The 22,203-nt window shown below is 43.8% G+C and carries 20 protein-coding genes; 5 read left to right on the forward strand and 15 right to left on the reverse strand.

Features of this window, described 5'->3' with window-relative positions:
• Nucleotide 1: 1 nt before the first annotated feature.
• Complete coding sequence (locus AB1Z56_RS05300; RefSeq protein ID WP_309360670.1) at nucleotides 2–1,006, forward strand: metallophosphoesterase; 1,005 nt, start codon at nucleotides 2–4, stop codon at nucleotides 1,004–1,006.
• A gap of 283 nt (nucleotides 1,007–1,289) precedes the next feature.
• On the opposite strand, the gene AB1Z56_RS05305 is transcribed toward AB1Z56_RS05300, so the two are convergent.
• The 11 genes from AB1Z56_RS05305 to AB1Z56_RS05355 form a co-directional block, all read right to left on the reverse strand.
• Nucleotides 1,290–1,424, reverse strand: a complete 135-nt coding sequence (locus tag AB1Z56_RS05305; protein ID WP_257786987.1) for a hypothetical protein — start codon at nucleotides 1,422–1,424, stop codon at nucleotides 1,290–1,292.
• A 29-nt stretch (nucleotides 1,425–1,453) separates the two neighbouring features.
• Nucleotides 1,454–2,017, reverse strand: coding sequence for a biliverdin-producing heme oxygenase (locus AB1Z56_RS05310; protein WP_309360667.1), 564 nt, complete (start codon nucleotides 2,015–2,017; stop codon nucleotides 1,454–1,456).
• Between the two features lie 141 nt (nucleotides 2,018–2,158).
• Nucleotides 2,159–3,406, reverse strand: a complete 1,248-nt coding sequence (locus tag AB1Z56_RS05315; protein WP_309360665.1) for a S41 family peptidase — start codon at nucleotides 3,404–3,406, stop codon at nucleotides 2,159–2,161.
• A gap of 196 nt (nucleotides 3,407–3,602) precedes the next feature.
• Complete coding sequence (locus tag AB1Z56_RS05320; protein ID WP_309360663.1) at nucleotides 3,603–4,745, reverse strand: cytochrome-c peroxidase; 1,143 nt, start codon at nucleotides 4,743–4,745, stop codon at nucleotides 3,603–3,605.
• Between the two features lie 8 nt (nucleotides 4,746–4,753).
• Entirely contained in the window at nucleotides 4,754–5,674 is a 921-nt protein-coding gene (locus AB1Z56_RS05325) for a hypothetical protein (protein WP_309360661.1), read from the reverse strand.
• Nucleotides 5,675–5,837: 163 nt separating this feature from the next.
• The gene (locus tag AB1Z56_RS05330) at nucleotides 5,838–6,404 is read right to left on the reverse strand and encodes a hypothetical protein (RefSeq protein WP_309360659.1); all 567 of its coding nucleotides are present in this window, start codon (nucleotides 6,402–6,404) and stop codon (nucleotides 5,838–5,840) included.
• 67 nt (nucleotides 6,405–6,471) lie between these two features.
• Nucleotides 6,472–7,458, reverse strand: coding sequence for a hypothetical protein (locus tag AB1Z56_RS05335; protein WP_309360657.1), 987 nt, complete (start codon nucleotides 7,456–7,458; stop codon nucleotides 6,472–6,474).
• Nucleotides 7,459–7,497: 39 nt separating this feature from the next.
• Nucleotides 7,498–8,238, reverse strand: a complete 741-nt coding sequence (locus tag AB1Z56_RS05340; protein WP_309360655.1) for an HmuY family protein — start codon at nucleotides 8,236–8,238, stop codon at nucleotides 7,498–7,500.
• Between the two features lie 226 nt (nucleotides 8,239–8,464).
• The gene (locus tag AB1Z56_RS05345; RefSeq protein WP_115048471.1) at nucleotides 8,465–9,157 is read right to left on the reverse strand and encodes a hypothetical protein; all 693 of its coding nucleotides are present in this window, start codon (nucleotides 9,155–9,157) and stop codon (nucleotides 8,465–8,467) included.
• Nucleotides 9,158–9,186: 29 nt separating this feature from the next.
• A complete protein-coding gene (locus AB1Z56_RS05350; protein ID WP_426791349.1) occupies nucleotides 9,187–9,942 on the reverse strand; it encodes an HmuY family protein in 756 nt (251 codons plus the stop codon).
• Nucleotides 9,943–9,989: 47 nt separating this feature from the next.
• Nucleotides 9,990–12,368, reverse strand: coding sequence for a TonB-dependent receptor (locus AB1Z56_RS05355; RefSeq protein ID WP_426791350.1), 2,379 nt, complete (start codon nucleotides 12,366–12,368; stop codon nucleotides 9,990–9,992).
• Between the two features lie 311 nt (nucleotides 12,369–12,679).
• Here AB1Z56_RS05355 and AB1Z56_RS05360 point away from each other — a divergent pair, with 311 nt between their 5' ends.
• The 4 genes from AB1Z56_RS05360 (at nucleotide 12,680) to AB1Z56_RS05375 (ending at nucleotide 16,454) form a co-directional block, all read left to right on the forward strand.
• Nucleotides 12,680–13,537 carry a heme/hemin ABC transporter substrate-binding protein gene (locus AB1Z56_RS05360; protein WP_309360648.1) on the forward strand — a complete coding sequence of 286 codons (858 nt, stop codon included), beginning with the start codon at nucleotides 12,680–12,682 and terminating at the stop codon, nucleotides 13,535–13,537.
• Nucleotides 13,538–13,542: 5 nt separating this feature from the next.
• Nucleotides 13,543–14,574 carry a FecCD family ABC transporter permease gene (locus AB1Z56_RS05365; protein ID WP_309360646.1) on the forward strand — a complete coding sequence of 344 codons (1,032 nt, stop codon included), beginning with the start codon at nucleotides 13,543–13,545 and terminating at the stop codon, nucleotides 14,572–14,574.
• Nucleotides 14,575–14,608: 34 nt separating this feature from the next.
• Nucleotides 14,609–15,400, forward strand: coding sequence for a heme ABC transporter ATP-binding protein (locus tag AB1Z56_RS05370; protein ID WP_309360644.1), 792 nt, complete (start codon nucleotides 14,609–14,611; stop codon nucleotides 15,398–15,400).
• Between the two features lie 91 nt (nucleotides 15,401–15,491).
• A complete protein-coding gene (locus tag AB1Z56_RS05375) occupies nucleotides 15,492–16,454 on the forward strand; it encodes a helix-turn-helix transcriptional regulator (RefSeq protein WP_309360641.1) in 963 nt (320 codons plus the stop codon).
• An 18-nt stretch (nucleotides 16,455–16,472) separates the two neighbouring features.
• Here AB1Z56_RS05375 and pdeM read toward each other — a convergent pair whose 3' ends face one another.
• From pdeM to AB1Z56_RS05395, 4 genes are read right to left on the reverse strand one after another with little or no spacing between them, the layout of a single operon-like run.
• Nucleotides 16,473–17,135 carry a ligase-associated DNA damage response endonuclease PdeM gene (pdeM, locus tag AB1Z56_RS05380; RefSeq protein WP_309360639.1) on the reverse strand — a complete coding sequence of 221 codons (663 nt, stop codon included), beginning with the start codon at nucleotides 17,133–17,135 and terminating at the stop codon, nucleotides 16,473–16,475.
• Complete coding sequence (locus tag AB1Z56_RS05385) at nucleotides 17,132–19,594, reverse strand: ligase-associated DNA damage response DEXH box helicase (protein WP_309360637.1); 2,463 nt, start codon at nucleotides 19,592–19,594, stop codon at nucleotides 17,132–17,134. The genes pdeM and AB1Z56_RS05385 overlap by 4 nt, the downstream gene beginning before the upstream one ends.
• A gap of 4 nt (nucleotides 19,595–19,598) precedes the next feature.
• Nucleotides 19,599–21,179, reverse strand: a complete 1,581-nt coding sequence (locus AB1Z56_RS05390; RefSeq protein WP_309360635.1) for an ATP-dependent DNA ligase — start codon at nucleotides 21,177–21,179, stop codon at nucleotides 19,599–19,601.
• A gap of 3 nt (nucleotides 21,180–21,182) precedes the next feature.
• Nucleotides 21,183–22,184: a ligase-associated DNA damage response exonuclease gene (locus AB1Z56_RS05395; RefSeq protein WP_309360633.1), complete on the reverse strand. Its 1,002-nt coding sequence runs from the start codon at nucleotides 22,182–22,184 to the stop codon at nucleotides 21,183–21,185.
• Between the last annotated feature and the right edge of the window lie 19 nt (nucleotides 22,185–22,203).

Here is a 22,203-nt window from a genome sequence, read left to right on the forward strand (position 1 = left end):
TATGAAACGCAGAACTTTTATGAAAAATTCCCTGGGTACGGCGATTACAGCCGGCCTAGGCGGATTTTCGCTCAGTAGCTTTGGATCTGTAAAACCGACCCAACTAGAGAGTGAAGATATACAGCGACTCTTGAAGCCTAAAGATGCCTTTGACCTTCATTTTTTGGCTGTCGGAGACTGGGGGCGTAACGGTGCCGACCATCAGTTGGCTGTAGCAAGGCAAATGGGCCAATGGGCCGATCAGCATTCTAATGACTTTATTATTTCCACCGGTGATAATTTTTACCCTTCGGGTGTGGTCAGTGAACATGATCCCCTTTGGCATTATTCCTTCGAAAATATCTATACAGCATTTTCGCTGCAATGGGACTGGTATCCTATCTTGGGTAATCATGATTATAAATCAGATCCAGATGCGCAGGTGCGCTATAGCGGTATCAGCAGGCGCTGGAAGATGCCTTCGCGTTATTACAGCAAGACATTTGAGCTCAAGGATGGGAAAAAGGTACTGATGGCTTTTATCGATACCAACCCGATGATCCCTGAATTTTATAGCAACAGCGAGTATGGGCCACATGTGGCAGGGCAACAGCCCGAGAAACAGCTCGCCTGGCTGGATGAGCTAATGGGAAATTCGGATGCACATTGGAAAATTGTCGTCGGCCATCATCCCTTGTATACGGCAGGACCGCGTACGACGAATTATGATACGCTGGCTGTGCGAAAGGTTTTGGAACCTATCTTTGAAAAACGAGGCGTCGATATTTATCTTTCCGGACATGAGCATTCCCTGCAACATTTGAAAGTAGAGGGTAAGAAGTTTCATCAGTTTATTTCGGGGGCAGGATCCGAGGTAACACCGGTCAAAACTGACTTGCCGTATAGTAGTTTTGCGAAAGACCAGTATGGTTTCTTCTATTTTTCGATCAGTGGTTCAGATGTGCTGTGTCAGGTTATCAGCCATGAAGGTATGGAGCTGTATCGGACAGTGGTTACAAAAGTATAAACCCGATTCGTACCTGCTTCGTACCTTATTCGGATGCGATACAGATATTGTACAGGTGCCGACCAGATTCCGTCCAGACCCTGAACAGGAATTATTTGGTTAGAATTGGAGCAATAATGTTCACTAGACTGTTTATCTCCGAAGGTGGTACGAACACAATACGAAGACAGTATGAAAATAGCATTAGCACAGCAGATCCAAAACGCCAATCTAGCCTGCGCTAAAAAAGAAGCCTTCATCGGACGCCCTTTTTGAGCGTTAGATGAAGGCTTCATATTTTGTGTTAAATAGATATGCTACAGGACTTAGCTGCGAAGAAAAATACGGCTAGCCATACGAGTCCTTTGGCCAGAAAGAAGAGGAATGCTCCAATTCCGGCACGCTTAAGCCATTTTGATTTGTTATCTTTTTGCTCCATTTAAGGAATTAAACACTATCGCTCTTGTTTTAGTTTGCACTGGCAATAGGCGTGAATACTTCGCCAAAGTTATAAAAAGTTTGGTTAGCAATCTCTACTGCGCGATCATAAGTTGACGGATCTTCGGAATATTTGTTTAATACCGTTGTAAAACCAGCCCACATGTCACGGCTATTTTCGCCATAACCTTCGAAGAAAGAAGTTCCTTTGGTAACGCCATATTTGTTGAGCATCTGCACGATATACGGACCACCCATGATTGAACCTTCCAAAACATATAATGATGCAAGTGCTTCCTGTACATTTGCTACTGCCGGAGCAGTGGCTTCTGGCAGGTTATCTACGTTACCACCCAAAGCTTCGATGTCGCTTTTGATGTAAGACGAGTTGCGGCGTTCGGCCAAATCTGGCAATACTTCTGCGGTTACAAAAGGAGCGATGCTATCTTCTACAGCGCGGAAATAAGCATAAAAGCCTTTTAATACTTCGGCATAATCTGCTTCAGAACGAATATTTTTCAATTGGCGCACGATCGTTCCTTCTACGTTTTGGTGAGCTGCGTGCGTTTGCTCTTTGATATGTTGACTTAACATGTTTCTATTTTTATTTATAACGATTCTATACAAAGATTCGTATTTATTTCCACAAATTTATGCTGTTTTCTGCTTTATCATCTATGAAAAATGGTTTTAATTTAAACAAGAGTATGACAAAATTCAGCTGTAATAAGTTTCTTACTTTAATTTGAAATTTGTTTTGAGTAGCAAATTTTCTTCTGCTGGCAAGGGAAAATAAGTAGCGGATGAAATTGCTTTGATACGATGGTCTCTGGCAATATCTTTTAAAGCCGCTGCAAGCCAGGCTTCCTTTGGATCCCCGGGATGGCGGGAGGTTTCGAGCGGAGCTAAAGGCAGGTCTACGGGTATGCCGTCAAAATAATCCGACCAGCCATCGGCATTTCGGATAAGAAATGAAGCCAGGTAAATATCGAAGGCTCCTACACGTATGGAAAAAAATCCGACGGGTTTGCCAAAGGTCTGCTGGCCGATGAGTCGCAGCGGAAGATAGGGTTTGAAACTGCTAATCAAAAGCTCACTAGCCGAAGCTGTACGTTCAGAGACAATACAGGATAACTGCTGCAAAGAATTGAAATGCCCCTTTTTGATAAAGTAATGCGTATTGGCTTTTTCACTATAATCCACATCAGCCATTGTCGCGGGGCGTCCTTTATATTGGACCACTTTGCCACTGGCATCCAGATAGGGTTGTTTAAGGAGTAGTTTTGCTTTGCCTTGCTGCACATTCGGATGAAATTGCTCGCTGAACATAACTTTTTTATCCAGTCTGGCCGGGCTAATGAGGTTGGCTAAATATTCGGCTGTTTCCACATAACCGCCACCGTTATGACGTAGATCGAGGATTAGATGAGTAACTTGCTGCTGTGCGAGTTCGGCCGCAAGTTGATCCAGTTCGGTCTTCACTGTCTGGAGCTCCGGAAAAGAGGGGATGTATACATAAGCAATCCGTTTATTGCCTGCGGCCCAGTACGACAGGTGAGTCGCATAGCGATAGGGGGTGGAGGTACTTGCCATATGACCGTTACTTTTCTTTTCAGTCCGACGGCGTTCCAGATACGAATATTTGGGCTTATTGGGAATGGTCGACCATTCATAGGGCTTATCATTCTTGCGCAAGGCGTATTGGCTGAGCGCAAAAAGTTCACGTTCGTAGGCCGTTTGTTCAGGGTTTATTTTGACATATTTTTTCCTCGGATCAAAAGTGGTATACGAAGGGAGAGATTCCTGCCAGCGGTAGAGCTGTTTGGCATACAGGTATATAGAATCAAGTGTGAGTTCTTTTTTTGTTCCTGTTTTTGGACTAATAAGTTCATCGGGTGAAGTCGCTGTTCTGCTGTTTTGCTGGCAGGCCGAGGTAGCGGCTACTATAAAAAATAAACCAGTTATTTGGCAGATTCGACTCATGATTTGATGTGCATTTTGTCCTATATATTTGTAGCTGATTCGCTACAAAATGGATAATTATCTGAAATTTAATACTTTTTTACTTTTTTATTTAATATAAAAGCCTAATTTTGTGCCAATTTATTTAATTTTTGATGCCTCCGCTGCTGTGGAGTACTCAAATGTCCCAAAGCTAGTCCCTTTGGGATTTTTTATTTTAGGGCAATACTGGCCGCTCGGTCTTAGTCGGTACGCTCGATAAGCTCTCCAAAAAAGCCACGATATTTTCCTGTTCTTTACTGCTCAATCGGACGTTTTGAATATGCGGCGATAAGGTGCCATTGATCTGTTGTCCTGATTTTTGGGGCATGCCCTGACTCAGCAGGTTGATCAGTTCACTTAAGCTTGCAATACTACCATTGTGCAGGTAGGGTGCAGTATGGACTACATTGCGCAGGCCCGGCGTACGAAATTTACCTTTGTCTGTTTCCAGTCCTGTTGCTTCAAATCGCCCGTTGTCCAAGGCACCTTTGCTGGTAACAGCATAACCCAGGTTATGAAAATCGAGATCGGTAAAGAAAGCGCCATTATGGCAATTGATACATTTTCCTTTGGTTCGAAACAGATGGAGACCTTCAAGCTGTGCATCATTTAACGCCTGATAATCCCCTTTGATAAACCTATCAAAGGCGGTTTCACCACTGCTGATTGATCTTGAATACGCTGCTATAGCATCCAGCAATCCTTCGACAGTCATCGTCTGGCTCGAGTAAGCCGCCTCATATAAACTGAGGTAGCCTGGGATAGCTTGAAGCTTAGCGGGTAAAGCAGTCGTATTTCCGCCCATTTCGATGGGGGAGTTGATGGCTTCGGCGATCTGCTCACGATAAGTCTTTGCGCGGCCATCGTGGAAGAGTTTGCCTTCCAGGTACCAGACATTTTCCATGGAAGGTGTATTGCGGTGATGCAGTGCGATACCATCTGCCGTTGTTTTTTGGTCGATCCAGTAGGTGTCCGGATTATGACATGAAGCGCAAGTCTTCATGCCATTACCGGTGCGGGGGTCGAAAAATAAGGCTTTGCCAAGTGCTACAAGCTCGGCCTTATCTTTCGATGGATTTTCGGGTATAGCGGCCAGTTCACGTATCTGGATATAGTTGTACCAAGTGGCGGCTGGCCATTGCGTTGCCGACTTACTATATTGTTGGCGTAAGGTTTCTTCAGGTTGAGGGACAATCGTCGGCTCTTCTGGCGTAGACTTACTTTTGCTGCAGCTGTATAGTATCAGTGCCACGAAACATGCTGCGATCAATTGCCTTCCGTGATAGTGAAAATACGCGGTCAAAAATATCCTAGCCAAGGCGTTAATTAATTTAAAGTGATACTAAAATCACCTTCTGACAATAACTTCCCGTTTTTATCCATCATCTTCAGGGATTTAATTGCGTTTCCCTGTACAGATACGGGAATGGGCAGCTTTATCGTCATCGCTGCAACATCAAAGACTACATTGTTGATAGTATATTCGTTATTGAGGTTATCAATCGCTATAAAATGGTCAAAATCTGCCTTGAAATAAAGTTCATAAGTCTCTTTACTATTTATGTTCAGCACCAGGTCGCCGCCCTTTTTGCCAGTATAAAACATACCTTGCCATTGTATGACGTTGTATAATGTGGGTAAGAATATTTCAAAAGCATCGGTGAGCACCGTGTAGCGTCCAGAGATCAGTTTGATGTGGTAGATGCCAGGTCTAAGATCTTCTGGAGTGTTGAATTGTGCGATAAAAGATGTTGGAGGTTGAGAAAAAGAAAGTAAGGTTTCTTTTCCATCCTTATCGATCAGATAGCCCTTGGTTTGCGCCTCGTCTGGCAGGATATTTTCTCCTCGTACTACAAAATTCTCATTTTTTGGGTAACTAAGGTAATATTTACCTTCGGCCAGATTCATTTTTGCCTGTATCAAAGGCTGGTTGTACTGGAATACCAATGTATAATTTTTGCTGGATCCGTCCTGTGCCCGCACAGTATAGGTAATTGGTTTGTCGGATTGTAACTGTATTGCTGTCCCAGATGCAGGAGTAATTGTCGCTAATTCCGAAATTTTAATCGTAGGCGTAATGCTTTCGGGCTGCTCCACCAGGGGTGGCCAATATAAGATAATCTGGTCATTCACGATGCTAGCTGATAAGGTTTTACCATCAGCGTCCTGAATGCTAAAGGATTCGATGTCATTGTAGGGTAAGCTGGGGTATTCGGTTTTACAGGACCAGCATGTTAATGCTAGCATAAAAATAGCTAGAAATTGAAAGTTATGTATTTGTTTTTTCAAAAATGAGTGTTGCATAATTTTTTTTGGTTAAAAAATCGTTATGCGGATGATGATTAGGTTATAAAGATCCGCAACCCATCCACCAGGTTGCGGGATCTTCTATTCATTAAAATAGGAAAGACTATAGTGCCTTAACTTCGATATTGATATCTGCTTTTACCTCTAAGCCAGTAATATTTCTTTGGCTGACATTGCTGAAGTTAAGCAGTTTGACTGCATATTTAGCGCCTGTTCCATCATTAACTAATACAGTTAATGGTTGGACAGCTTCGTTGGCATGGCTGTCTAAATCGTAGGCATACCATTCGTTATTACCTTGTGATGTCACAGGAGTAGCACTAGCCCAATCTCCCGCTGTAACGGAAGAGATGTCTTTTGTTATAGTTCTGATTGAATAGCCAGAATTTGCTTTGATCGATCCATTCACATGGCTAAAGAATGCAACTTGACCAGAGCTACTCAGGCTTTGTGCTCCTGTTGAAAGGTCTACATAGACTGCCGGCCAAGTTGCCGCTGCCGAAGGGCTCCACCATTGACCTACTACAGTGTAGTTGCTGTTTGCTTTAGCTTGGTTTAAAGCCAAAGGAGCTGTTGCTGATTCTGTTGTTGGCGCTGCTGCCCATACTGCTGCCGATAGCACAGTCACGGCCATAGCAGATTTTAAGATAGTTTTGATGTTTGAGTTCATGTTGAGATCTCCTCTTGTTTTAATTTATTTAATTTTGATGCCGCCTTGGCATACTGTGGATGCTTGTTTATGATTCCGTTATTGTACTAGGATTTTGCTCTGTCTTTACCACATCGGCCCAGTCTTTAAATTGGAACTTAACCTGTACGCTTTCAAATGTTCCCGTCGGAAGATCTGCAGGTAATGAAACTGTCATTTCTGTTCTCGTGTGCGACTTGATAATCAATGGATAATCTTTGCCATTGAGTGTCATAATAACGGCTGTAGGATCTAAAATCACTTTATCTAAGTTGGCTAAAATGGTCCAGTCTTTATTTTTTGCCAAATTTAGTCCCAATAAGCTAATATATACATCGGGTTGGCGATATGTAATCTTGAGCGGATTTGCCAATGTAACAGTATGATTTAGATTGGTTACCTCAACATCATAGGTGCCTGCCAAAATATCGGATGGAATGCGATTTTCTCGCTCAGTTCCCGTGTAGGTTAATTGATAAACATTACCCGATACTTTCAAGCTATTGGGCGTTGACATCTGATAGCGTACTTTAGTTTCTTGATTAATTAATGCAATACTTACCAATGAGGGATTGGTATGCATAAAGGTTCCATTAATGGCTGGAAAAGCACCTCCAGGACCTTTTGTAAGAATAAGAGATGAAGTTGTATAAAACTGAGCTTCAAAAGATGGTGTACTTTGTAGTTCAATCTTTAAGCTATAAGTTCTAGTGGTACCTGTAGCGGACTTTACGGTATACGTCTGGTTTTTTTCATCTGTTTTAACAGGTAAAATTTCTTCAGCAATACTGGCTCCATTGGAGAGTGTAATGCTCGGATCTATCACCAATAAACCATAGTAGTAGGGGACATATACGGTAATGGTATTGGCCTCATTGTCGACGGCTCCATAAATAACTTCGTCATTGGGGAGGTTGGTGACTTTGTATTCCAGTATTTTGTCTGCTGGAAGTAAGGCTAATTCTTCCGTTTTGGTGCAGCGGGTTAGCAGCAATCCTACAAAAAGGAAGCTTAAAATGCTGTATAATCTTTTCATGTTAGTTTAGTGTCTAATCAGTAAGCTATGCTTATTCTTTTAGTTAGCGATTGTAAATTTGGTACTACCAGCTTTGGCAAGTACATATTGGAAAGAAAAGTAGGGTGTTGGTGAATCTTTAAACCAATCCTTTGGGTCCAGCAGGTCTTTATAGATACTTTGTATCTTGATCTTGGCGTAATTCCCCTGGGCTGTACGTACGATCAATGTATTGCTTTCGATAGGATAGCAAACGTGTTTTTTGTTTTCCGCTCCACCACCTTTGATTACGCCATCAAAATCATATAAATACCAACCTAGACCTTCACCAAAAGCTCCTGAATCATCTGTACCATACGCCTTTTCACCTTTGCGGAACTCGGCATCTGAGGGGATATCGATTACATCTTCAAATTTTTTCTTGACAATTAAGATACCGCCTTTCCCTGGACCACCTTTACCAAATCCATTTGCTGTATTGTTGCAGTTGATAAAGCTGCGGTATATTTCTGAACAAGAGATGTCCCATCGTGCAGTTAGTTTATAATCCGACGTCACAGCTTTGTTCTGTTCCAAACTGTAGTATATTGGTGACTGCGCCGTGGTTGGTGCACTTCCAGCAGGTAAGTCTTCGCCAAAATTCTTAACCGTAATTAAACGGTTGAACATAGCTTCTGGTGCAACAGGATCTGGTTCAGGCTCTACTACTGTGGGGTCGCTTTTGCTGCAAGCACCCAACACAATTAAAAATGCCAATACCGGTATGAATTTTAATAGGTTGCTGCGTTTCTTTATTTTCATTGTTACTAGTTTTTTTTATGTTAGTTGATACCTTGTCCCTTCGTATACTTATAGTAGTAAGGCAGTTAGTATGTTATTTTTATTTAAATTGATTCTAAATAATAGTAAAGATAAAATCTTTTGCTGATAAAGTGTGTATGAAAATTGGTATTTAATATATTTTTTTCGGTTTTTGATTTTTGGTTAACAAAAGCAGCTGGAATTTTAACCAGCTGCTTTGTTAATGCTATTTAAATTCTTGGTAATCGATGGAGTAGAAAAAATAATTGTTTGGTGCGATTTCACGATTCATCGTTTCATTCTCATAAACATTATTCATCCTAATTTTAAAAAAGGGTTTACCTTCCTTTGAAATGATAATTGTTCGATTTGCTACAGCTAGAACTTGGTGATTTGGTTGTCCTGTATAATTCGCCCAACCAATTACATTTGGCGCGTAAGACGATTGAAGTCCTAAAAGATTATTTGAAGCGGACGTAAACTGGTCGGTAGATTTTACATCTTCAAAAGCTTTGTCAATAAAGGATAAGGTATAGCCTTTAACATTATTTGTTATTAAATCGACATTGGAGCTTTTCGCGTTAAAAGAAACAATAAAATCGCTCGCATTTAAGCCATCGTTCTCCTTAAAGTCGAAATAATAGGTTTGCGCTGCAGTTGTTGTTGCTTTTCCATCTTCACCAATTGTAAATTGTTTGAAGTTACGAAGTGAATAGGTATTGCCTGTACGCTTGATTGTTCCTTGTGTATTGATCGTTTTGGAAACCTTTGTTAAATCAACAGTTTCACCGTCTTTGACCATAACCTTAGCTTGGTATTCCGGTTCAACTTGCTCCACCTTATCATCATCTTTGCTACAAGAAGTAAAACCTAAACTCAATGCACATAGTAGTGCTGCTGTTGTAAATAATCTATTCATTTTTAATTTAATTGTGTAATTTTTCCTTATTATAATGTGTTTGTGTTTAAATCTTTGCTGCCGTCTTGCTGTACATAATATTTAAATGTATAGTATGGGGCAGGCCAATTGAGGTTGGTTACTGCGGCTGGATTTCCTTTATAGGCATTGATCAGCTGCAATTTGGCGTATTTGCCATCGGGCAGCCGAATGACATAAGTACGATTCGGCAAAGCCTGCATAATATGGGTGCTCAAACTATAGCGAAACCAGCCATCCGAACCATCGGTTGCTGCCCAGCCAATTTTGTTTACTTCACTTTTATTAAACTCTTCATCGGAAGGGGCTACGGTGACACTTTGATAGGGCTGTCTCAATAAAACCACAGCGGTATTGTTTGTCTGGCCGCCATAACCAGGGTTGTATTCATGCTTGGAATTGTTCACATAGATCTCCGAATTGTAAGGACCTGTAAAGGCAATATCCCAGTCTTTTGTTTTAAGCCACTGCGCAGAATCGGCTTTGGTTTTAACCCATATTTGCTTTTGGTCTTTAAAACGAAAAAGAAATATAAAAAATGGTCTTTGCTCTTTTCCTTCAGTACCTTCACCCATGGCTGCATCGGTATCGCCGGCAAGATCTTTGATCAAGGTACTTTTGCCGTCTTCTAATCCGATGGTATAGTCTTTGTCTTTCCCACAGGATACCACTGTAAATAGCAATAGTGCTGAAAAAATACAACGGCCGATCTTGTGAAAGGAAAGCCAGATGCTACATTCTCCAATAATCATGCGAATCGTTCTCATCTTTTATCTTGTACTTTATGTGCTAAATTCTTGTTTATTAGTCCTTATTATTCTTTTATCCAACGGTAGCTGACACCGCCCATGATAACCCGTCCAGGTTGCCCCAGTAAATAACGGCTGGTAAAATTGAAGAGATTGTCACCGATCAGACGGAAGGTCAACCTTCTGTTCATCAGACTCTTTTCTACTGTCATGTTAACCAGTGTATGATAGGGAATAAAAATGTCGTATTTGTCGATAAACTGGTTGCCATTGTATTCCTGAAAAGGTGTGGCACTTCTGAAATTAACCCGCGCATTGACGTTGACACCCCAGGGTTTATATTCATATTGGGCTTTTGCGTTGAACATGTGTCTTGAACGGTCCTCAATACCCCAATAATCCGATTTTTTGCTTTGACGATATTCACCTGTAGCGGGATCATTGATCTGGTTATAGGGATAACTGCCCTTGGCAATACTGTCCAATACACTCAGGTCTTTGGCAATAAGATACTGATAGCCCATCGACAATTGCAGATCTTTGGTTGCCTGATAGGTCAATGAAACTTCAAAACCTTTATTCATCGCTTTGGGCAGGTTGCGGTAGCTATAAATCTGTGCGACCTTGGTGCCATTACCTACACTAACCGTGTTGATCTGGTTGTTAATACGATGATAGAACACGGAGAAATCGGCCTGAAATCTCTTGGACGGGTTCCAGGTGAGCCCAATATTATTTGAAATGCTGGTTTCGGCTTTAAGGTTGCCTGCCACCAGGTTGAGCATATAGCTGTTTTTGTAACTTAATTCTCCGGCTTGATCCATGGCTGCTATTACATCGGCTACGCGCTCTGAACCGACGACAAGATAGTTGGCGGCTGGATTGAAGAAGACCTGATAGCGCATTTTATAGTCGGGCGCTTTGAATCCTGCGCCAACACCGCCTTTGATAAGTAGTGTGGGGCTGACATGGTATTGTAGACCCAGACTTGGACTCAAGTGGCCATTGTAGACGTTGGTCTGATCGTAGCGTAAGCCCAGCGTAGTTAGCAATCGGTCGACAGGTTTCCACTCAGTCTGCAAATAGACAAAGGCACTGTTCAAAGATCGTTTGGCATCCAGATCTTGGTTGTCCATGAGCTCGAGGCTACCGCCTACACCCCCGGTGAGTTTAACCTGTTGTGCAGGACTATACGCAAATTGCTGTTCGATGCGGTGTACATTTTGCCCGAATTGTTCTGCACTGGCGACAACGCCCTGCTGCAACCATTGTGCGGCAATCTGAGAGTGGAAACGCGAGAAATAATAACGCGTCATGCTGCGCAGTCCCGATTCAAAATTATGGTCGTAACTTGCCGAGAGGTTGATGTCCTGATCTTTTTGTTTATCCTGTAGAGTCGCCGATTCAGACCAGGCATTGATCATTTCAGATTCCCGGGCTGCATAACGTCCCGTCATACCCAGTGTTCCATTTTTGCTTGTACGATAGCGTACACGGCCCTGGAAACTGTAATTGGTATAAGGTGGAAAAGTGGTACTCTTGGAATCTAGATACTGCTTGTCTGTATTGAACCCATCGGTGCGGTAATAATTGCCCGAAAAAACTGCGCTGCCACGCTGATTAGCAAAAGGTGTTTCAGCTTCCAAGGTAGCATCGACGGTATTGAGACTGCCATAGAGGAGGGAAGCCTGTGCCTGCGGTGTAATGGCACCATGACGGGTGATGATATTGATGGCTCCACCCAGTGCATCACTTCCATATAAGCAGGAGGAAGCCCCCTTGATGATCTCGATGCGCTCGATGTTGGTCACCGAAATACGGGATAGGTCAAAGTTTCCACTATTGCGGCCCAGCATGGGCTGTCCGTCCACCAGCACCATCACATAGTTGCTGCTGAAGCCCTGAATCTGAACACCTACCGCTCTGGATCCTCCGGCAATATCGTTCACAATGGCAATACCGGTCTGCTCTTTGAGCACCTCATCGAGCCGACGGCTGCCCATAAGTTCAATCTCGCGCTTGGTGATGACCTTGACGGGCATGGCCGCATTTTCGGCCTTGACAAGATTGTCGACAGCCTGCGCTTTTCCCTGCACATCAACGATATCCATCTGACGGTCCTCGGCTTTTAAAACTAGGGTTAATTGCTGATTTTTGTCTTCTAAATCGATGACCCGCCGTTGCTGCTGATAACCCAAAGCTTGTACCTGCAGTTCATAGCGACCTGAATAAAGCTGATTGAACTGAAACCTTCCTGCGGTATCTGTTTTAAAAGCATATTTATCTGGATAAAGATAGACGGTCGCATTGGCCACGCCTTTATTGGATTCGTTCTTTAATACACCCGAGATTTTCCATTTTTCCTGTGCTTGCACAGTGTAGATCTGGCAGGCGCATAGGGCTATCAGGGTGCTTGTTCGAATAGATGAGATGCTTTTAAACACTATTTTTATTTTTACTAATTCTAAATAATGTTACAAAAAACGGTAATCCACCTGAATTTTTCTCTATGCAAAATGTCATAAATTCTATTTAATTCGTTTTTTGTTGTGGCTAAAGTGATTGTGTTTTTATGTTAAATGGTTGTTTATTAGTTGTTTGTTGTGTTTTTTGTGGTTCATTCCCTTATATTGAAGGATTCAATTTAATTTGTATTTAGACTGATTATTGATTTGTTTTGTACTCAAGATGAGTGGCAAGGCAAGAAGATCATGCAGAAATTTTGTTATTGCCCGGATAGAGCTAAAGAATTGCGATGAGTAGATTTTATGTTGTTATACTGTGCTGTTTGATGCAAATCGGAGGATTGGCAACGGCACAGCAAAGAATCATTACATTAAACAGTTCCCTGACGGAAACGATCTATGGATTGGGCGTAGGTGAGCGCATGGTTGCGACGGATGTGACGAGCATCTCGCCCAAAGCTGCGGCAGCACTGCCCAGAGTAAGTAAAAACCGATCGGTTTCAGCCGAGGGCTTATTATCTTTTAAACCGACGATCGTGATCGCGAATGAGGGGGATGTATCCAAGGCTGTCGTTCAGCAAATCCGTGCAGCAGGGGTGAAATTTGTTTCGATCAAGCCCAACTATTCTGTTTCGGGTGCCCTTCGTTATATTCAGGAGGTAGCTGATGCTGTAGGCGAATCTGCAGCTGGAAAGAATTTAGTTTCACGTACAAAATTAAGTCTCGACCATACGATGGAATTGGTCAAGAAGGAAAATCAGGGAAAAGTAGCCCCGAAAGTACTGTTTTTGTATGCACGCGGTACAGGTACAATGAGTGTTGCTGGGAAAGGAAGTAGTCTAGATGCAATGATCAACCTGGCTGGTGGTAAAAATGCCGTGCAGGAATTTTCAGATTTTAAACCGTATACAACCGAAGCGTTGGTACAGGCCAATCCCGATATTGTCTTGCTATTTGACTTTGGAGCAAGTAGTCTTGGGGGCGAGGATGCTATTCTTAAATTGCCGGGTATGCGCATTACCAATGCGGGTAAAAACGATCGCATCCTCGTGATGAATGCTTCGTTGCTGGTCAATTTTAGTAATCGCCTGCCAGACGCAATTCTGGAATTGCACCGTGGATTTGGAAAAGTGATGGATTCAAAATAGATCAGGTGCAGAGGAAACAGAAATTTATATTGCTGGCCCTGGGCCTCGTATTGGTTATGACAAGTATTGTTGCCTTGGGAATGGGGGCCTATCATATTCCGTCCGGTGATATATTAACGATGTTGCTGCAAAAGCTGCACTTGGGGAGTGTCAGCAGCGTGCCTAATATGCAAGAAGATGTTCTTTTTGAGATCCGCATGCCGCGTCTTTTGCTCGGGCTTTTGGTAGGTGCAGCGCTCGGTATATCCGGTGCTGCTATCCAAGGTATATTCCGTAATCCACTGGCTGAACCAGGGCTCATTGGGATTTCGTCAGGAGCGTCTCTTTTTGCGGTATTGATTATCGCATTTGAGACTTTTCTCTTCACGTCATTGTCTGCCTGGATCGGTTATTATTTATTGGCTTTTGGTGCATTTGTGGGAGCGGGTTTAACAGCTTTTTTAGTGTATCGTATTGCGAGTAAAAATGGGCGTCCTAATGTAACCACCATGTTATTGGCGGGAATTGCTATTAATGCATTTGCGGGGGCGCTAACAGGTTTGATGACTTATCTGTCTACAGAACAGCAGTTGCGTACCATCACTTTTTGGATGCTGGGCAGTTTGGGAGGGGCTACTTGGGATAACTTAACCGCTTTGGCGCCATTTATTTTGATCCCGGTGCTGATATTGCCCTTTTTTGGTAAGTCGCTAAATGCTTTTGCATTAGGGGAACTGCAGGCAGATCTATTGGGGATGCGCACGGACCGTGTCAAACGATGGGTTGTCATCCTCTCCACGTTAGCAGTGGGAGCTTCTGTTGCCGTATCGGGCATCATCGGATTTGTGGGGCTGATCGTTCCGCATACTGTCCGGCTAATGGGCGGAGCGGATCATCGTTTTGTCCTTCCGGGTTCACTGCTGTTGGGGGCGCTGGTGCTTACGCTGGCAGACGTGATTGCGCGTGTTGTTGTGGCACCGATAGAATTGCCAATTGGTGTGATTACGGCACTTTTAGGAACACCTGTATTCTTGTACATTTTAATTAAAGATAAGTAGTCTTTTGACGGAGACCGAATAAAATAATCGTATTATGTTGCGTGTAGAGAAAATCAACTATGAAGTGAATGGACGAAAGCTTCTGAAGGATATTACCTTTCAGGTGCGCAAAGGTGAGATCCTGGCCATTCTCGGCGCCAATGGTGCGGGTAAATCTACATTGATGGGGGTGCTTTGTGGCGAAAAGAAACCAGATTCGGGAGCGGTTCATCTCAATGGAAAGGCTTTATTGGATTATGACCCAGCGACGCTCTCTAAATGCCGGGCGCTGTTGAGCCAGCAGCAGCAGATGACGCTGAGCTTTAATGTGGAGGAAATTGTGCTGATGGGAAGGTATCCGCATTACAAGAATACACCAAAGGAACATGACTATAAGGTCGTTGCGGAAACCATGGAACTTTGTGGGGTATCGGCTTTCGCTGAGCGGGATTTTCTGAGCTTATCAGGTGGCGAGCAGCAACGCGTCCATCTTGCACGTATCTTGGCACAGATCTGGGATAATCCTGATTCATTGTTGTTATTGGATGAACCAATTTCTGCGCTGGATTTACACTACCAGCAGAAGGTCCTCGCGATAGCCCGTGCGCTTGCCCGTAAAGGATTTATGGTGGTGCTGATCGTGCATGATGTCAACTTTGCAGCCATGTATGCCGATCGTATCCTCATGCTCAAAAATGGGCGTAAGCTTTTTCATGGTACTCCTGTCGAAGTACTAGCTCAAAAGGAAATTTACACCATCTTTTCGGTCGAATCCAACGTCATTATGAATCCAAGGACCTTAAAACCCTATGTTCAATTGGAGGAAATGGATATTGACTTGGATTAGTGTTGTTATTTAGAAAGATTATAAATAATTTTAGAATACCATCTTATTTCGTTAATTTTAACTGCTTCAAGCTTATTTAGGATTTGTAATCATGTTGGTGAAAAGTAAAATAGTAGAGTTGGCAGATTGGCTTTTTGAAGAAGAAATTCCGGATGGCTATGTTCCCGACAAACCTTTGGTAGAAAATAGGATATCGATATCCAAGGATCCTGTCCATATGGAGAATTTTCAGCTATCCACTTCGGGATTGTTTATACTGCATTCTAAAATGCAGTTTGATCGGCCTGTGCAGGTTCTTACTGAAATTGAGGGGGAGACTATCACGAGTCAGTTTATCTTTTTTAAGCCGACCGATAGCAAATTGCCCTATGGCATGAGCAGGCATAATATCCGCTATATTCCTTCGGTCAAATCCATTCATGAGGTGGAGCCTGGGATCGAATATACCTACTTTATAGCCGTTATTTCCAAGGAGTATTACCTCAATCTGATCAAACGTGATTCCCTGCTGCACCAACAATTTGTTCACGAGATCGAAAAGGGGGAGTATGTATCTTTCTCGGAAGAGGACCTGATGGCCACCTACGAAATGCAGCATACAATAACCGAATTGATCGAATCCAAGAAGAAAGGTGAAATCCGCCGGTTGCATACTGAGTCTCGTATCGTTGAACTGCTGATGTATCAGTTTGAACAATACAATGAGAAAACGGAAAGCAACGATTCGTTATTCCACGAGGAAGATATACAGCGGCTAGAGATGGCTCGGCAGATTTTGGAGCAACGCATTGCCAATCCGCCGACGCAGAAAGAGCTCGCTGCAGAAGTGCTGACCAGTGAGAGCAAACTACGTAAGGATTTCAAGGAATATTTTTCAGTAACCATACATGACTATCTGACACGCGTGCGCATGGAAAAGGCCAAAAGTTATCTGCTAGACGATAAAATGACGGTTTATGAGGTCGCCCTGTTAACCGGATATGGTCATCAAAATAACTTTAGCAGCGCGTTTAAAAAATATTACGGTATCTCACCGGGCGAGCTCAAAATGTAAGTAATTCCTGATCTGCAATCAAAATGAACCGACCGGGAAAATCAGATCGTCCGTAATTGCATAACATTGATATGCGGCGGACATGTCGTTACTGTCTAAACCGGTGAATTTACTAAATGCAGGAAGAATAATCTGATGCTCTGCTACCAAAAAGCAGGGCAGACGTAAATGACGCTTTGGAGGGATGATTATACTGACTCCGGGGTGGATATGTCCGCTGATTCTGAAAGACGAGTGATCTGCCGCATCGGCAGGATGGTGTTTAAATAGGATTCCATTGTGTTCAAAAATTTCTTCGTGATGATGAATGCCAAAACGCTCGCTCATCTGAGACGATAGTCTGTCATGATTACCTTTCACAAGGTGAAGCAGGAGATGAGGATATTTCAGCCTGAACGCCTCCAATAAAAGTACTTCCTGGTTAACACCTGCATGCACAAGATCTCCGACAACAATGACCTGCCTAGGTTGATAATGTCCGATTAGGTCTTCGAGTCGATTTAGGTCTGCTAGCGAAGTGTCCATGGGGATAGCAATCCCATGCTTTCTGAAATGTGCGGCTTTGCCGAGATGCAGGTCGGATAAAATCAAGGATTTTGTTTCTTCCCAAAATATAGATCGCTGATTATTAATAATTAATTCCTGTTTATTAAATGTGATAGTTTGCTCTGCGATCTTCATTTTCTGCTTTTCTTTTTTTGTGCATTGATCTTTTCCATGCGTTGAATCCGTTCAATCAGCGCTTCGCTCGATAGGGATTGCCGGAGGCTATCGACCTTTATTGGGAAGCTCAATGGTGTATATTCTTCTACAAAGGTATAGCGTATTTTGCTCTGATTTATTCGATCAAAGGCTTTTACAAGCCGATATTCTTCCAGTTGCTGATTGAATACTTCGGAAAAAGCCTGTTTGAGCAATAGGTTGCTAGGATCGTGTTCCATCAGTACCCGGAAGATAATCCCTGAAGAGGCCTGCAGCGATTTGTTGTTCTGCTGTGTTCCGGGGTAATTTTGAACGACCAGTCCGGAGATAACAGCAATATCCCTGAATTTACGGCTGGCCATTTCTGCTGAATTGATGCTGCTGACCACATCTTCCATCAAATTCTTGCGGCTCAACACCGCTTCGAGCTGTGTTTGGTTCAGCAGGATTTCCTTGTCGGAGTAAAGTTCGAAGCCGTAGTCATTCATGGCCATGGAAAAACTGATGGGATATAACTTGCTTATTCGGTAAGCGACAAGCGCCGCCATAACTTCATGGATCAATCTTCCTTCCAAAGGATAGAAAAATAAATGATGACCTTCCCGGGTTTTGATATGCTCGACGAGGAATTCATCTTCGCCCGGTACTGCAGATAACGCCGCCTGTTTTTCAATCAGTGGTGCCAGAAAATGAAGTTCCTTCTCAGCAGGTGGGGCATCGGTGGCCTCCGCCAGTTTTTTGCGGAGGAAGTGGCTTAGGTTGGAGGATAAGGGAAGTCTGCCACCGAGCCAGCTCGGAGTAATGGCTTTTCCTGATGAATTTTTTACAAACACAGTCATCTCTTTGACCATGACGAGTTCCAGTATCCGTCCCGCGAGGATAAAGCGTTCACCTTTTTTGAGCTTGCTGATAAAATATTCTTCGATCATGCCAATATACCCGCCAGAGAGAAATTTGACACGCATCATAGCATCGCCCACAATGGCGCCTATATTGAGGCGATGCAGCAAAGCCAACCGACGATTTTTGATGACCCAGAGGCCTTCTTCGTTCTGTATGACTTTGTGAAATTCCTCGTAGCGTTTGCCGATTTTTCCCCCTGCGGTGATAAAATACATGCACCATTGCCATTCTTCCTGATCCATATATTTAAAAGCATGAGTGTCGGCAACGATCTTGTGTAGTTCTTCGGAACGGAATCCGCCACCGAGGGCAATGGTAACCATAAATTGCACCAGGACATCAAATGTCTGTACCATGGGATCACGGTTTTCAATCGTCTGTGTTTTTACAGCTTCCTTTAATGCTGCAGCTTCGATCAGTTCCAGAGAGTGCGTGGGTACGAAATAAATCGTTGAGGTTTCGAAAGGGCTATGTCCACTTCTTCCAGCGCGTTGCATAAACCGGGCTACACCTTTACTTGATCCGATTTGAATAACTGTATCCACCGGCTTGAAGTCAACCCCGAGGTCAAGCGACGACGTTGAAACTACAGCTTTAAGCTTGCCTGTACTCAGGTTGTCCTCAATCCATTCGCGTAGCTGTGCGTCGATAGAACTGTGGTGAAGCGCAATTTGTCCCGCAAAATCCGGATGCACCTGCAACAGCAGCTGGTACCACATTTCACTTTGACTACGCGTGTTGGTAAAGAGGATCGTGCTTTTGCTTTGGAGGATAATAGGGACGACCTGATCGGCCAGATTGCCACCAAGGTGACCTGCCCAGGGAAGGAGTTCTACCTTACTGGGATAGATCGGCTTAATTTCAATCTTCTTCTTCTCCTTGGCGACGATTTGTATACGCTTCGCTGCAGTCGGCAGTAAAACCTCCATGGCCTCATCGAGGTTACCTATTGTAGCTGTGATGCCCCAAATGCGTACTTTTTTGTAATAAGCCTTTAGAAAAGATAGCGCGAGTTCGACCATAACCCCACGTTTGTTGCCCATGAGTTCATGCCACTCATCTACCGTCACACATTGGAGGTTTTTAAAATATTTGTCACGCTGCTTTTGAGCAAGCAGCAAATGCAGGCTCTCTGGGGTAACAAGCAGGATGTCGGGCATAGACCGTGTCTGCTGGACCTTGATCTTGGGATCGGTGTCGCCATTGCGGACCTGAACGACCCAGTCCAGACCAATATCGTCTATTGCAGCCTGCATGGCCCGGGCGAGATCTTTAGCCAGGGAGCGCAAGGGTGTTATCCAAAGTAGTTTTAACCCCTTTTGGTACTGTTCAGGCTGATTGAGGAAGTCTATCAGTACGGCCATAAAGAGGGAAAAAGTCTTTCCGAATCCGGTAGGCGCAATGATCAGCCCGCTGTAGCCTTGTGCATACTTTTCCCAGGCTTTGGTCTGAAAGCTAAAAGGGACATTTCCCTTGGATTCGAAATAATTATTGACAATTCGAAATCCTTCACTATCTGCTAATTTCTGCTTCAATGTATTATTGGATCAATTTTTTAATATTTTCAAGAGTGTCGATGTCTGCGGCAGTCTTGTCTTTTCGCCAGCGCAGTATTCTCGGGAAACGCAATGCCACACCCGATTTGTGCCGTTTGCTATAACCAATTCCCTCAAATGCGATTTCAAATACCAGTTCAGGTTTGACTGTTCTTACCGGGCCAAACTTTTCCAGGGAATTTTGCTTCACAAAACGGCTCACTTCAAGAATCTCCTTATCCGTAAGGCCTGAATAAGCCTTGGCAATGGTGACGAGTTTATCGCCATCTTTTATTGCAAAGGTATAATCAGTATAGTGGGCGCTGCGGCGACCGCTTCCTTTCTGTGCATAAATGAGGACGGCGTCTATGCTCATGGGATTTACCTTCCATTTCCACCAATCGCCCTTTTTGCGTCCGGCATGGTAAGCTGAATCCTTTTTCTTGAGCATAAGTCCTTCGCTGTTGACCTCTCGCGAGGCGGCTTGTATGCTTCGGAGTAAGGGCCATTCCGGTGCATATATAAGCGGGGATAGCTGCAGTGCACTGTTCGGGTTTTCGGCTACAAGACTTTCCAGCTGCGCACGCCTGTATGCAAGCGGTTCATTGCGCAGGTCGGCTCCTTCCAGCTCTACTATATCGTAGAGATACACCGCAATGGGTACTTCTTCACGTAATGATTTGGGAATGGTTTTGCGGTTAATCCGCTTTTGAAGCTCGGAAAAGTTGAGCACGCGGCCGTCTTTTACCGCGAGAATTTCGCCATCTAGGACGAAGTTGCCCTTCCACTGCTGGAGAGCTTCGTTAATTTCAGGAAATTGTGGCGTAACCAATTCCTCGCCACGGGACCAGATATGGATGTCATCTGAACGCTTGATAAATTGGCCGCGGATGCCATCCCATTTGTATTCGGCCTGCCAGTCGGTAATTGGTCCCAATTTTTCAGGTTCGTTTTCAATGGGATAGGCAAGGCAGAATGGGTAGGGCTTGGAAAGATTCGTATCGCTATAGGCACCATGAATAAGTTTTTCAAACTCAAATTCATGGGGATTCCATTCGCCCATAATACTGTGTGCGACAGCGCTGGCTTCGTTGCCGCTGTAATGGGCAATGGTATTGATCAAGCCCTTGGCTGAGATGCCTAAACGGAAACTCCCCCCGAGAAGCTTGTTGAAAATAAAGCGCTCCACCGTCGTTAAGGCATTCCAGGAACGAACAACAAATGCTTTTTTATCAGCGACTGGCGCATCTTGAATAGCGACAATCTCCGCCATCCATTCGCTGAGGCTTTTTTCAATCAGTTGCGATGCTGGTGGCAGGAGCAGTGACAATGTTTCGGCGAGGTCGCCTACAGCTGCATAACATTCCACGAAGAGCCATTCCGGAATTCCTGTTATCTCTAAGGTCCATGTTTTGAGATCTTTGACAGCGATGCTGCGCTTGGGTCTTTTCCCGGTCATAAGGGCTAAGAACCAGAGTTTGTCTTTTTCGGAAGCCCGGTCTAAAAAATCCAAAATAGCTTCTTTTTTGGAATTGGTCTTATTGCTGCTGTCAAGCGCATGGATCAATGTGGCAAATTCTTTCATAGGCTATTCCGTTGTTTGGGTTTGAGGGTCCTCTTCATCGCCATATTGTGTCTTCACCTCTTCGGCCTCAATACCTATTTCATTGAGGTATTTGGCAAATGTAGCTGTCTGTCCGTGTGTGACATATACTTTTTCGGCAGCGCTGCCACGTACCGCCTGCAATAAGCCCTGCCAATCGGCATGGTCACTGATTGCAAACCCTGCGTCTGCACTGCGCCAGCGTCGTGCTCCACGAATCTGCATCCATCCCGAACAGATCGCATGGGCGGCATGGGGTATTTTCTGCAGGAGCTGGCTATCTAGCAAAGCAGGTGGTAGGAGGACAATCTGATTGTCGAGCACTTTGATGTCCGATTTTAGATCTGCGACCTGGTAAGGAGGTAATTTTATTCCGGCCTGGCTATAGGCTTCATTCAGCTTGGCGATACTATAATGAACATAGACAGGACCCATCTCATGTACGGCATTTAGAATACGCTGAGATTTGCCTAAGGAATAGCCGATAAATACCGATGTTTTTTTATTGCTTTGATTGTCTCTGATCCAGTTCTGTAAGCGTTCATTTTGCATCGCTATCGATTCCCAGCGGTAGATGGGAAGACCAAATGTACTCTCTGTAATGAGTTCATGGCATTTGATGGGTTCGAATGCGGTGGATAAGCCATCATCCTGAATTTTGTAATCGCCCGTGAAAACGACGACTTTACCTTTGTATTCGAGGCGAATCTGCGCTGAACCAATAATATGACCTGCAGGATGCAGGGAAACCTTTACGCCGTTGATCAGCACTGCTTCATTGTAGGCAATACCTTGAACATGTATATCGGGCCCAATCCGGCTCCGCAGAATATTGACTGTAAAATGATGGCACAGGTATTTTTTCATTCCCCAATGGGCATGGTCGGCATGCCCATGTGAAATAACCGCTAAGTCAACTGGTTTCCAGGGGTCAAGATAGAATTTGCCCGGAACACAATATATGCCTTTGGATGTAAAACGTATCATATTTCATTAAAACAGGCTT

The organism is Sphingobacterium sp. WOUb80 (assembly GCF_050058145.1).
In the GTDB taxonomy this organism is placed as follows: domain Bacteria; phylum Bacteroidota; class Bacteroidia; order Sphingobacteriales; family Sphingobacteriaceae; genus Sphingobacterium.